This window comes from Sinorhizobium chiapasense, assembly GCF_036488675.1.
Lineage (GTDB): Bacteria > Pseudomonadota > Alphaproteobacteria > Rhizobiales > Rhizobiaceae > Sinorhizobium > Sinorhizobium chiapasense.
Genome location: NZ_CP133151.1, coordinates 1 through 12,404, shown reverse-complemented (window position 1 = coordinate 12,404; position 12,404 = coordinate 1). Strand labels below are relative to the sequence as shown.

Below are 12,404 nucleotides of genomic sequence, written 5' to 3'. Positions count from 1 at the left end.
ATTCCCACGCGAATCTAAGCTACTGGGCCTTTATGATAAGACTATCACGGCTTTGACTAGAGAATTTACCGGCCGACATTACCCTGTTACAACTTAAATGTCCTGGATGATACTTTCACGAAAGCTTGCCACAGTCAATGGTTGCATCAAGAACGAGATACTTTCTTCGTCAGAAGTGACTGAGTAACAAAATTCGGCTGGCGTAAAACATTGTGTTAGTGGCCGGTCGCACAAACGCCGTGGCACAACGGCGGTCTTAACTGGCATGAACGCAGGACAAATTATCTTCCGGCAGTTCCGATTTTCAGCGCCGCCGCGTCAAAGCATGAGATCAATTCTATGGCCAAGCGGTCACGCGAGGTGCTACAGGTATACTGACGCAACAATGCTTTGCAGGTGAAGCCAAGTGCATTTTGCCCGCCTGATGGCACCTTGCGGTCTAATGAGCACCTGGGAACCGGGCACTGGTCGAACATATCAGAAAGGTATTTGATCTGGCGCTCCTCATCGGCGTCATAGCTCAGTCCGGTGAGTAGCCTTTGCGTGTTCTTGTAAAATCCCCACCAAGTGCACTTGCGACTGCCGTCAATTTCCAGTCGGCACTTCGGGGACAGGTAGTAGCCAGGAAATTCTTTTTCTTCCTCTTGGAAACCAGCTGAACCAGCAAGCATATCCTGCTGCTGCTCACAGAGTTGATGTCGAATATCGGACTTAAGGGAGTCTGCGGCCTTTCTTATAGCCGCATCGATTTCCTCGGCCGAGACGACTTGCTCCCAATCAGGGAAGTCGAAGGGGAAGTCCCGCATTTCGACCGGCATGCCCCGCTCCACGAGAGCGACCCATGCCGCCTTAGCATCGTTCAGAGAGCGCGCCGCCATTCTTTGCTTGCGCTGCAGGTCGACCTCTGTCCTGCAAGGGCCGTCGGCAATTGTTTTAAGGCTATCCAGGCGCGGGATTGTAAACGAGGGGCCGAACGCGCCGCCGAACGCATCCGCGTCGTTGGTCAGATTTATGTTTATCCCGAGCACGAGTTGAAGGCGGCGTGTAATTTCTTCCACGCTGAGCGCCTCGGCTGCAGCCACTCTGCAAAACTCTCCGTGGAGTTCGCGCGGCCAGCATGTCCCGGCAGAAAGACATTCCGATATGGGTTTATAGAACTCCTGGATATTCTCGACGTGTTTTGAAAAACTGTTCGATAAGTCGGCCCATTTGCGCCCATCGTTAGACTGCCGAATATGTTGGGGTAGCTCAAGCAGCCTGTTATGGGAGCTTTGAAACTGGCTACCACCAGTTCGCATCGCCTGGTTATAAATGGCGTCAAAATTTTCGCGCAGACGATAATACTTATCAACCTGGTAGAGACCGAGTGCGATTAGAAAGACAATCAAAGATGCTGCGACAAATCCAGAGCCCAGTTTCGCCCAACGGGGCAGGTCGGCAAAACGTCCCAGACCCATTGCGTAAATGAAATCACGACCGACGGTCAGAATGCCAATCGAAAAGCCATCTGGAGAAGCCGTTTCAGATCCGTCTGGGATTATTCGTTTTTTTTTCCGACGTTATCGAAGACCGCATCGCGCTCGACCTTCCATTCCTTCCCGCGTACGGAATCGGAATTCGAAACGCGCAGTGAACCAGATGTGAATTTGTCGATATCGATAGCGGCTTCATGAAGGGCAGACGGCGCGTCGCGCTTGATTATCTCCAGAAGCTGAGTCGCCTGAGCGATCAGAACCTCGTTGCCGGCTACCCCTGCCCTCTCGAGCAACTCCTGAATACGATGCTGGTTTTCAGGCACCTTCGGCGCTTCCTCGAGTGGACGCAGTTCATCGTCACCTACCTTCGACGCAATCAAACTTTTAAAGGCGGTGTATGCGTCTTTGATTGCTTCGGTCGCGGTCGCCGACACCCCCGCAATTGCGCCGGCGATCAATGCGGACAAGATAAGCTCGACACCCATGGCTTGGCCCCAGATTGCACTTGGCGGGCAGCATAACCCAAGGTTAGGCATCACGGAAGCGTCAGAGTTATCTTGCTAGTCTTTTTGCCGGACGCAGAAGCGCTCTACTGGAGACTCGCCCGTCTCCGAGCGCGCGGCTTCTAACTGATCAATGATCAACGCACAGCGCCTACACTAGAGGTGGTCCCGACCTGAGCCCCACCGGCCAGCAAAGCACGAAGACCGATGCGGGGGCAGCCACCTGTGCCGAGACGATCTATCCCCAGCTTTCAACTCGGCGCCTATACTCGCTCGCCAAGATTACGCGCCCTGCACAGCCGACGGAGTAGACCCCGACCGCTTGAAAGACCGGTAAACGAAAACTCTCTTCGGGCAAGTGGACCACTTACTCGTCAGCCGCACCGTGCTCCGCTTCTCCCCTGTATTCATCATGAACGTCGTCATCATCGTCACCCGGATCGCGGTCGGCGATGCGAACATCGTCCGCAAGCAGCGTCTCGTTGCTGAGGAGGCCTGCGTCCTCCAACCGTTCGAGGTCGGGCAAGTCACGGAGCGTTTCCATGCCGAAGACCGATAGAAAGTGCTTCGTCGTCACGTAGGTAAACGGCGCGCCAGGCGTGGGGCTCCGCGGTCCGGAGGCGAGAAACCCATCGTCGCGCAGACTGGCAATCGTATCGCGACTGACTTCCTTACCGAAGATTTTTGACAACTCCCCGCGCGTCAGAGGCTGCAGATAGGCAATGGCCATCAGCACGGCCGCTTCGTGTTCTGAAAGGCGCGTTCCTCCTGAGCGGGTCGGTGCTTGCGACGCCCGGATCGCCGGCGCGTAAGCCGACCGGCTTCGATGCTGCCAGCCACCGGCGGCAGCAACGATGTCATAGGGACGTGGGCGCAGTTCCTCGCGCAAGTCATCGATCAGAAGGTCGATGCTGCAGTCCTTGCCAACCACACGCGCCAATGTCTCACGGGTGACGGGTTCAGCCGAAGCGAAGATTACCGCCTCGACGCGCAGCATCCATTCGCGCCAGCGAAGCTCCGCCGGCAGATCATCTAGCTCCCGGTCAAACAAGCGTTCGCTTGCGTCCTTCGTCCGAGGCGTCCGTATTTTGCCGGGTGCGTGCGCTCCGGTCATGGTCACAGCCCATATATCCGGAAGGACGGCCGCCCCGACAGTTCGCGCACCGCGCCGGCGGCTTCCAGCCGCTCAAACAGGCGTTTGCTCGCCCAGCGGGACAGGCCGGTTCCCGGCGCCGAGATCGGCACGGCATCTTCATCGAGCAGTTTGCGGATGACGGGTTCGGCGCCCTTGGTGCGCACTTTCGACGCAGTCGCGGCAAGCAGGTCCGCGCGGCGGGCAATCTCGCCGGCCGAGCGCAACGCAGCACCAGTGCCTTCGACCAGGGCGAGGCACACGGCACGTGGGAATGCGGGCTCGCCCGGTCGCACCCGTCCCCTGCCCCCAAGGCTGTGGAAAGCCGGGCCATTGCGCTCGCCCATCAGCAGCGGCATGGAGGTCGGCCAGTTCAGCATTGAGGCGACCAACGCATCGGCGAGTACCCAGGCGAGCGGCTCGGCATCCGGGCGGGCGGCGTAGATGGCGCTGACCAGGTCTGCCGCGGCAAAGGGCGCGGCACGCCCGGACTGCAGGGCAGTGTCTGCCTGATCAACGGCCGCCGCCAGATGGTCGTCCCAAGGCAGACTCAGCAGTTCAGCCAGTTCGACGAGACTTTTCGAGGAGAAACCGGGTTTTCGGCTGAAAAACCTTTTGTAGGCCAGAAACACCTTTCCGGCCGGTCCAGGATCGTCGCCCGCCGCGGTCAGCAGAACGGCGTCGCGCAAAGCCGCTTCATCCTCGTTGCGCCCCATCAGCCGCACCGCCACGGCGGCACATTTGAGCGCTTGGCGCGCGCGCCAGCAGCCGACCCAGTGCGGTTCGGCTTTGACGAGATCATCGAGCGATTTCAGGGCGATGCCCGCGGCGAAGGCGGCATCTGACTCGTTTGGCTCACGGCCGCGTGGTGTCGTCCAGCCGGGCAACTGAGCGAACGGAAGGGATGTCGATAGCGACTGAATCGGGCGCGAATCCATATTCGCCAGCTTATGCCGGGTGTGCACTTATTGCCATCAAATTCGACACCAACCGCACAGCTTGTCGATTACACAAAACGGCCGATAATGTTGCATTATCGGACGTTATGCTCTTTATATAAGAAATGGCCCAAATCACAGAGCAGAACAGCGAAAATCACGTCGAGAAGAGCTCAGCTCCGTCTGACAGCACGGCCGCCGGCGATGATGTTTCCGCGGTGCAGCGGTCGGCCGACACGAGCCTGATGGGCGCTGCACTCCCCTCCCCTCTTCCGGACGCGACCACCGCCCTGCCGGCGCACCTCGAGCGCCTCGCCGATCGGGCCCGCGGTTATGTCGAGGCCGCCAGCTCCGCCAACACCCGCAAGGCCTATGCCTCCGACTGGAAGCATTTCACGGGCTGGTGCCGGCGTCAGAGTCTCGCCCATATGCCGCCCGATCCGCAGACCGTCGGCCTCTACATCACCGCCTGCGCGTCAGGGGCCGCAACGGCCGACCGTAAGCCCCATTCAGTGATGACGATCGAACGGCGCCTCTCCGCGATCACCTGGAACTATGTTCAGCGCGGCACGCCGCTCGACCGCAAGGATCGCCACATCGCCACCGTTTTGGCCGGCATCCGCAACACCCATGCCGCCCCTCCCCGGCAAAAGGAAGCGGTGCTGCCCGAGCACCTGATTGCAATGCTCGAAACGCTCGACAGGGGAGCTCTGCGCGGTATGCGGGATAGGGCGATGCTGTTGGTCGGTTTCGCCGGCGGCCTGCGCCGCTCGGAGATCGTCGGGCTGGATTGCGACCGCGACCAGACCGAAGACGGCCGTGGCTGGATCGAGATCCTCGACAAGGGCCTGCTCGTCACCCTGCGCGGCAAGACCGGCTGGCGAGAGGTCGAAATCGGCAGGGGCTCGTCGGATGCGACCTGCCCGGTCGTCGCCGTCGAGACCTGGATCAAGTTCGCCCGGGTTGCGAAGGGTCCCCTCTTCCGCCGCGTCCGCGACCAAGGGAGGAATGTTGGACCGGATCGATTGAATGACCGCGAGGTCGCGCGGCTCGTCAAGAAGGCGGCATTGGCCGCCGGCATTCGTGGCGACCTCAGCGAGGGTGAGCGAGCCGAAAAATTCTCGGGCCATTCGTTGCGCGCCGGACTTGCCTCCTCGGCTGAGGTCGACGAGCGTTACGTCCAAAAACAGCTCGGTCATGCCAGTGCGGAAATGACCCGCAAGTATCAGCGGCGCCGCGACCGCTTCCGGATCAACCTCACCAAGGCCTCGGGACTTTAATAGCAACAATCAGAGCTGTGCCAAGGTGCTGCGGCCGCCGATCCAGCCTTTCGGCGATCGCAGCCGGTGACACCTACCCAACTGCCACGTCATTGCCTTTCGGCAGCGTATCTTCAAACCGTTTGTGCTGCGGACCTTCCAGGATAACCGCATCAATATTCTCGCAAGACATCACGTGAAGACGCAAAGGGATGTTGTTGCCAGGCCCGATCTGATTCATGAGCCAGCCGACACAGTGAGCTTCCTCCCCTGGGGGATGCTCATGGCAAGCCATGACATGACCTCTGCCGTCTAGCGATCCCGGCTCGGCGATGGTGCGGACAAGAGCCTGATGCAGTTCCTCGCTATAGCCATCTGGAATATCATGAGGGTTCGTCGACACCTTCCAAGGGCACTTGGCACACTGCCTAACCCGCCGCAGCTTCCAGCTCATCCCGAATCCTATCGTTGTTGCAAGCCGGTTTTGTAACCATGCGCGCATTCTTCCAACACGCTTCCACCCACCGCAACGATATCGAATGTTATCCTCCCCTCCCCTGCTCGACGTGAAGCCATTAAGTCAAAGTCGGACGTTAAATTTTCAGCTTAGCGCTTCAATTGAAATCGGGAAGTAATAGCCACAATGGCGCTGACTTGTCGGCGCATTCGCCATGGTCTCAAATCGGCGATCCGGCTCCCGGTGCGCGTCACCAACCGTCCGCGGCAAGTCCTGGGTTGACGAGTTTGGAGGCTCCAGTCCGAGCGCGGGTACTCCACCAGAAACGTTCACAAACGATAGGTTTCGTCTGGCGACTTTGTACATTGCAGGCAGCAGGATATGTCGATAAATTGCGATTCTATCGACACGTTTAGGCGATATGTCGTCCCCAACGACATATCCGAAGATAAGTCAGCCGGAACAATGGAAGTTTTAGCATGGCGTTCCGGCCCGACCGCCCTTACAACGATCTGCCAACATTGCCGCCGAGCGAAGACATTGAGACGAAGGCCGTCCTCATGGCCTGCATCACCGCTCGCGCTGCTCTGGCAGAGCTCAAGGTATCCGGAGAACTCATTCCAAACCAGTCTGTGCTAATCAATTCCATCCCTTTGCTTGAAGCACAAGCGAGCTCAGAGATCGAAAACATCGTTACGACGACGGACCGCATGTTTCGCTTTGCCGGCGATGCGGCAAACCCGCCCGACGCGGCGACGAAGAAGGCTCTGCGCTAGCGGACCGCGCTGCATCAAGGCTTCCAGTTGCTTCAAGAGCGGCCAGTCTCGACAGCAATGGCAATCGAAGTCTACCGGACGATCAAGGGCATTGAACTCGACATACGCGCCACGCCGGGAACCGCGCTATACAATGAAGCCACCGGGGGGAGGTCATCTACACGCCTCCCGAGGGTCGCGACCTCTTACGGGACAAGCTTGCGAACTGGGAGCGTTATATCCACGAGGCCGAAGACATCGATCCACTGATCCGCCTCGCAGTCATGCACTACCAGTTTGAAGCCATTCACCCCTTCACCGATGGCAATGGCCGAACGGGACGCGTTCTCAATCTCCTTTATCTCGTCGACAAGGGTCTACTCGACATTCCCGTGCTGTTTCTCAGCCGCTATATCATCGGCAACAAACGAGCCTATTACGACCGACTCCGGCGGGGGACTAGCGAAGGCGCCTGGGAGGACTGGATCCTCTACATGCTCGCGGGCATACGCGAAACCGCGGAGTGGTCAAACAGGAAGATCCACGCGATCCGCGATCTCCTCGATCAGACGGGCGCAAGGATGCGTCGCGATTTGCCCAAGATCTATTCACGCGAGCTGGCGGAGGTGATTTTCGTCAACCCCTATTGCCGGATCTCCGACGTCGTGGCGGCCGATATAGCAAAGCGTCAAGCCGCGGCGGTCTACCTGAAGGCCCTGGTTGATGCTGAAATCCGGCCGCGAGAATCTCTATATCAATCCCGCCCTACTCGAGCTCCTCACCGGGAACCGCCCGCAATGACACCTATTCCCTGTGGCCGGATGATCGGTTATGCACGCGTCTCCACCGACGACCAGGCGACAAAAGCGCAGGAGATGGAGTAACGACCCGCAGCTGGCACCTGATCATCGCGGAGCACGGCTCCGCGGCGCCTCCGGTGCCTGCCCTGCCCTCGCAAAGCTGCATGATGTCGACGGCGGCGAAACGCGCGTCGTGGTTCGGCTCGACCACGTGGCGCGCTCGGTAGGGATCTCCTCGAGGTCATCGACCAACTCACGGACGAGGGTGCGCATTTCAGTCCCAGCGCGGCCCATCGAGACATTGACACGGCAGGAGATGTTTTCCTTGCCGGTGGTCGAGCGCTAATTGCGGAGCGGACCAAGTCCGGCATGAAGGAGGCCAAGGCCTGCGGAAGACTTGCCGGCAATCCTGAGCTCGAGGGCCGGTCCAAAACCCTGACAGCTGTCAGGGTTTTGGTTCTCCGCGAAAAGGAGAGGGTTCCGGGCGCTCAATTCGGAGGCCACGTAGGGACGCTGCCTAATTGGGGCAGCTCCCGCTCGTAACCAAGATATTTCGGCTCACGATATCTTGCCCATTTCTCGATATTTTTCGCAGACTTATCGCGGGATCTCAACCTCCTTAAGGCCGTCCAACATCGTGCACCCCAAGTTCAGTTGCGATTTTTCCAGACTGCAGATTTTTCATCGCAAGCGCTGACACGCCAAGCCCATGCCTTGCGCCAATCGCAAAGTATGTCTAAGACGCCCGCGCCTCGAAGATCCGACCCCGGTCACGTGGAGTGATTAGGGCCGCAAGACTTCCTCTGGTCGAGTATCTTTCTCCGGTCAAATGCGCCCAAGGCGATCGACATGCTATGGCCCCGTCTGCGGATTCTTTAATCGTCACCCACTGATCGTGAACGAATGGATGTGGACTCAGGCAGTTCCGTGAGAGACGGATTCGTGTTCTGTCGATAGCGACAACGTTTCGGTCGCAGCCTCGACAGGTGCACTCCAGAGTCAGAAGCCTCTCGCCTCACCTCCGTCATTTTCGCATTTTCACGAGGTTCAAGGACATCGTCGGCTCCGTTCAGCCAATCCTATGGATGCAGTTGGATGCGTCGCTGAGGCTTACGTTTGCGATGGCTTCCAAGACATCTCGTTCACCTGTTCCGGCCAGGCGATCCTTCTCATCCGGTCCCGTGCTAAGCCGCTGACAGAAACGGGAGAAATTTCCCCAGACTTCGGCTGAGAATCCGGTGCTAGGCGTGGATGTGTCCGGCCGCCTATGCGTAGCCGGGCGGCCCGCCCTGCACCTATCTTTTCGTAAAAAAACCGAAACCTAGGACCCTGACAGCTGTCAGGGTTGGCCACAGCCCTTCCCCATCACCCGACCTCCCTCAAACTTTGCCCGCGAGCTCTCAGAAGCGCCATCAAAACAGGCCCAACAGAAAACTCGCCGCGCCTTGTCTTTGAAGTCAGATCTCGCAGATATCCGCCAGCCGAGTTGATATGCTCTGCCCGTTCAAGAATGCAGGCAATCGTGACGGCGGCATTTTCCGCACCCATCACATCGCAGGCATCCTCGTAAGCCGAGGGGCTAACTCTGAGCATGGAACGGACCACCACAGCCGCTGACATTAGGTCTCGCCAGCCCGCGACCGTGCCCCCTGGAGCATAATCGGCAATTTGAGGGCAGGCCTTTAGCACCATTCCCAAAGGGAATCTCTTTATCGGCTCGCTCGTAACTTGGCTGACTTGGCTCGGCATCGCGTCCTGCTCATCTCGAGAGCTAGGTTCAAGTTCATGTATGGATTCGGTATGTGAATTCTGTATGTGACGCTCATTGTGAGCATCATTGGTGCTATCAATTTCTGCTTTTCGCTGCAAATCCAACGTGTTGAGAATTTCCTCCTGCAATACGTTCAGTTCATCAATCAGGCCGACGAGATCAGACAGACTTGGGCTGCGTGGTATACGGTGGACTAGCTGGACGTACATGGATTCAATTTTGTTCCAATCGCCGTCGGCGCCTTCTTCAACTGCGGCGGAGAGCAGCTTCCGGACGTCTCGACGGCATATCGTAAGGTTTTCCTTCGCCCTCCGGAGCGCTGCTCGGTCCGCAGCGACCTGCTGAGCCATCTGGGCTAGCTCCTCGGCGCGGTTGAGCAGTGGTGAGAGATCGAAGCCGAAGGCACGTTCGATCTCGCCCGACCTGTCCCTTCGAGCGTATCGCTTACCATTGGCGCTGTCCTTGCGCACAACGAGACCCGCCTCAACCAGAAGCGCTAGATGTCTGCGAAGCGTGGCGCCAGCAATGCCATGGGCGCGGAGTGTCAGCTGCGCATTGGACGGGAAGACTATGAGCTGCCCGTCGTGGCGAAGTTCATTGTCAGGATAAAAGGTCAACAAGGCGTCAAGTACCGCGAGGCTGCGGTCCTGCAGTCCAAGCTCTTTCCGCGCTTCAGAAGCGTGCCGAAAGACCTTCCATTTGTCAGCCGATTTGCCGGGCTTGATCTCCGTTGCGGCAATTTGTTGCCGAATCAAGGCAAGCGTAATCGGCCGCCGCCCAAAAGGCGTCGTCACATTTCCACTTTGCATTTTCCTTCACCCTCGAAAGGCAAAAGAAATCCGACCGCCGAAAACGACGCCAAACACTCTTGACTAGGATTCGTGGAAATGCGATTCTCGAGGTGCTAAATCAGAGAGAGGCTTCCACGACGGCAACGTTTGGGGGGCCTTTTTCTTTTGCTGCGTTTCCTTTCCTCAATAGGCTTTAAGACCCTGACAGCTGTCAGGGTTATTCGTGTTCTCGCTGACGGGCGAAGCGCTCAGCAAGTCCTGGCAGTTCCGCCTCAACGAACTTCAAAAACTCGATGCCAAGCGATCCCTCGGCCGAAATTCGAACCTCTTTCGGGGACGTCACCAACGCGCCAAGCCTCGTGCCATTTCCGTCCGAAATCGGAGTCGCTTCAACGGCCTTGTTGGCGGCTGGCTTGATGGCGTTCAGGACGCGCTGAAACCTCTGTTCAGAAGTTTCGGGAGCACTGCCCTTGCTGTCCAGCTCAGCCCGTATGGAATCGAGGGTACGCGGGTCGCTGGCAATTACCTTGGCAAAGTCGAGCCAGCGAGGCCGGCCGATCTTTGGCGCCCGCCCGATCGCTTCGATGATATCCGCCGGAACGATGCGGTAGACGTTCCGCATACGCGCCAGTTCAGCGTCCTCAATAGAAAGCGCCGCGTAAATATGGCGGGGCTTAATCCCCGCATCATCCATCCGAGACGCGAACAGAGCGCGCTCGATCCAGGTTAGATCTTGACGGCTTGCATTCTCGATGCCTTGCGCGAGGACAAGATCGATGTCGGAAATTTCAACCTCAATGGCCCGAACGGGTCTGCCGAGTTGCTTGGCAGCAAGCCAGCGCCGGTGACCGTAGACGATCTGATGGCGACCAGGCGACGCGGGGTGTCTCCGGACCTGGACGGGGACCTTTTGCCCGTCGATCTCAATTGAACGCTTGAACGCCTCGAAGCTTGTCTCGTCATCGTCCGGCAGTCGGTCCGGGTAAGGGGAGGGGTCGATGAGAGAAGGATCCAGCTCGCGAACCGCACCTCCGCCAGATTCGACGAGAGCCTTCAACCGGTCCCGCTCTGACCGGATGTCGTCGATCGCACGATGCGCCGCGCCGATGACACCAGCTCCGACGCGTTTGCCCGAGGGCGGAGCCGGGGGCGCCGGCTGCTGATCACTTGCTAGTTTGTTCTCCAGTTCTGCGGAAAGCAGTCCGAAGCTAGCGACAATTGACTTACGAGAGGATTTGCTCATGTCCGCCCCCAACTGTCGTTGATAAGGCGAGCGATCGCCTCGTTAACGGCGTCTACCGACTCGCGGGCACGCTTATGGGTATCGCGTCCGATCTGCCCCATCTCGAGCTCGTATATCGAACGTTTCCCAAGGCCAGCAGCCTCGACCGCAGTGCTCTCGATGGCAGTTGGCAATAAGACGTCGGTACCAAACAAGTGTCGAAGCATCGCGACGACTTGCGACTGCGGCGCGTCATTGGGGTCGTGCCGTGTGATCAAATACCGGATGAAGTCCTGGTCCAGCTGAGCGCCGCTCTCGTTCAGAACGCTAATCAGATCGCCCATCATCAGGAGGAACTGGCTCATCGACGCGACGTCAAGCATGGCTGGATGCACCGTTATGATCATGCTGGTCGCGGCATAAATTGCGCTCAAAGTCAGAAAGCCAAGCGACGGCGGAGTGTCCAGGATCACGACGTCATAATCCGCCTCAACTTCGGAAAGGGCGAGCTTCAGTCGCTCGAAGAAGATTGCGCCGGAGCTCGACTTGTTAGCCAAAACGCGGGGAGTTTCGTGCTCATACTCCATCACCTCCAAGTTGCCCGGGATTAGGTCGACCCCTTCGAAATATGTCTTGCGGATGATATCCCGGATTGGACGACGTTCGGCTTCGTCATAGCGCAGTGCGGCATAAATCGTTTCATTCGACCCAACGTCGAGTTCTGGCTGCGCACCAAACATGGCGGACAAGGATGCTTGAGGATCCAAGTCCAGTGCAAGGACGCGATAGCCCTGAAGAGCCAGGTAGTGGGAAAGATGGATGCAGGTCGTCGTCTTCGCGCTGCCGCCCTTAAAGTTGGCTATCGCAAGGACCTGAAGATGCTCGCCGGCGCGACGGCGAGGGAGGAACCGCAAGGCGTCTGCAGGTTTCTGCTTCGCGAACAATTCACGCAATTCATTGATCTGGGCCAGCGTGTAGAGGCGATGGTTATTCTCCAACCGACTAGGGACCGGTCCGCGTCCTTCGGTGGACATGAGCTTCAGGGTGGAATCGGGTATCGAGGTCAGCTTTGACACTTCGTTGGTCGAAAATGAACGAAGCGTCTTTTCGGATCTTGGCGGATACATGCGAGTTCTGAGCTGCTGCAATTGCCCAGACAGAATCCCGGCATGGCGCATGATCTTGCTGCCAGCATCTTCCTGCAAGCCAACAGCTGATTCTACTCGGTTTGCTATCGCCATCTTTCCCTCTTGGCGGCTCTCCGCCGGTTTTCCCGCGTTTGCCCGCCAAAGGTAGAGCAC

General features: G+C 58.3%; 9 protein-coding genes and 1 pseudogene. 2 read left to right on the top strand and 8 right to left on the bottom strand.

Annotated elements, in window-relative coordinates:
- Positions 1 to 281: 281 nt before the first annotated feature.
- The 4 genes from RB548_RS22850 to RB548_RS22835 all read right to left on the bottom strand — a co-directional run bounded on the left by RB548_RS22850 (position 282) and on the right by RB548_RS22835 (position 4,048).
- On the bottom strand, positions 282 to 1,457 hold the full coding sequence (locus RB548_RS22850) for a hypothetical protein (protein WP_331375601.1): 1,176 nt from the start codon (positions 1,455 to 1,457) through the stop codon (positions 282 to 284).
- Between the two features lie 80 nt (positions 1,458 to 1,537).
- Complete coding sequence (locus RB548_RS22845; protein WP_331375600.1) at positions 1,538 to 1,960, bottom strand: hypothetical protein; 423 nt, start codon at positions 1,958 to 1,960, stop codon at positions 1,538 to 1,540.
- Between the two features lie 385 nt (positions 1,961 to 2,345).
- Positions 2,346 to 3,029: an SMC-Scp complex subunit ScpB gene (gene scpB / locus RB548_RS22840; RefSeq protein ID WP_331375599.1), complete on the bottom strand. Its 684-nt coding sequence runs from the start codon at positions 3,027 to 3,029 to the stop codon at positions 2,346 to 2,348.
- Positions 3,030 to 3,094: 65 nt separating this feature from the next.
- Entirely contained in the window at positions 3,095 to 4,048 is a 954-nt protein-coding gene (locus tag RB548_RS22835) for a DUF1403 family protein (RefSeq protein WP_331375598.1), read from the bottom strand.
- 125 nt (positions 4,049 to 4,173) lie between these two features.
- Between RB548_RS22835 and RB548_RS22830 the strand changes: the two genes are divergently transcribed.
- Positions 4,174 to 5,328, top strand: a complete 1,155-nt coding sequence (locus RB548_RS22830; RefSeq protein WP_331375597.1) for a site-specific integrase — start codon at positions 4,174 to 4,176, stop codon at positions 5,326 to 5,328.
- Between the two features lie 73 nt (positions 5,329 to 5,401).
- Here RB548_RS22830 and RB548_RS22825 read toward each other — a convergent pair whose 3' ends face one another.
- Positions 5,402 to 5,761, bottom strand: a complete 360-nt coding sequence (locus RB548_RS22825) for a DUF6283 family protein (protein WP_331375596.1) — start codon at positions 5,759 to 5,761, stop codon at positions 5,402 to 5,404.
- 482 nt (positions 5,762 to 6,243) lie between these two features.
- On the opposite strand from RB548_RS22825, the pseudogene fic reads away from it, so the two are divergent.
- Positions 6,244 to 7,320: pseudogene (fic, locus tag RB548_RS22820) on the top strand (protein adenylyltransferase Fic).
- 1,364 nt (positions 7,321 to 8,684) lie between these two features.
- Here fic and repC read toward each other — a convergent pair.
- The 3 genes from repC to repA form a co-directional block, all read right to left on the bottom strand.
- Complete coding sequence (gene repC, locus RB548_RS22815) at positions 8,685 to 9,899, bottom strand: plasmid replication protein RepC (protein ID WP_331375595.1); 1,215 nt, start codon at positions 9,897 to 9,899, stop codon at positions 8,685 to 8,687.
- 199 nt (positions 9,900 to 10,098) lie between these two features.
- A complete protein-coding gene (gene repB / locus RB548_RS22810; protein ID WP_331375594.1) occupies positions 10,099 to 11,124 on the bottom strand; it encodes a plasmid partitioning protein RepB in 1,026 nt (341 codons plus the stop codon).
- A complete protein-coding gene (gene repA, locus RB548_RS22805; protein ID WP_331375593.1) occupies positions 11,121 to 12,344 on the bottom strand; it encodes a plasmid partitioning protein RepA in 1,224 nt (407 codons plus the stop codon). The genes repB and repA overlap by 4 nt, the downstream gene beginning before the upstream one ends.
- Positions 12,345 to 12,404 lie beyond the last annotated feature (60 nt).

Bases quoted from the DNA above. Each gene is read 5' to 3' on its own strand.
- RB548_RS22845 (WP_331375600.1), bottom strand. From the start codon at position 1,960: ATGGGTGTCGAGCTTATCTTGTCCGCATTGATCGCCGGCGCAATTGCG.
- repB (WP_331375594.1), bottom strand. From the start codon at position 11,124: ATGAGCAAATCCTCTCGTAAGTCAATTGTCGCTAGCTTCGGACTGCTT.
- RB548_RS22830 (WP_331375597.1), top strand. From the start codon at position 4,174: ATGGCCCAAATCACAGAGCAGAACAGCGAAAATCACGTCGAGAAGAGC.
- RB548_RS22850 (WP_331375601.1), bottom strand. From the start codon at position 1,457: ATGGGTCTGGGACGTTTTGCCGACCTGCCCCGTTGGGCGAAACTGGGC.
- repC (WP_331375595.1), bottom strand. From the start codon at position 9,899: ATGCAAAGTGGAAATGTGACGACGCCTTTTGGGCGGCGGCCGATTACG.
- RB548_RS22825 (WP_331375596.1), bottom strand. From the start codon at position 5,761: ATGAGCTGGAAGCTGCGGCGGGTTAGGCAGTGTGCCAAGTGCCCTTGG.
- repA (WP_331375593.1), bottom strand. From the start codon at position 12,344: ATGGCGATAGCAAACCGAGTAGAATCAGCTGTTGGCTTGCAGGAAGAT.
- RB548_RS22835 (WP_331375598.1), bottom strand. From the start codon at position 4,048: ATGGATTCGCGCCCGATTCAGTCGCTATCGACATCCCTTCCGTTCGCT.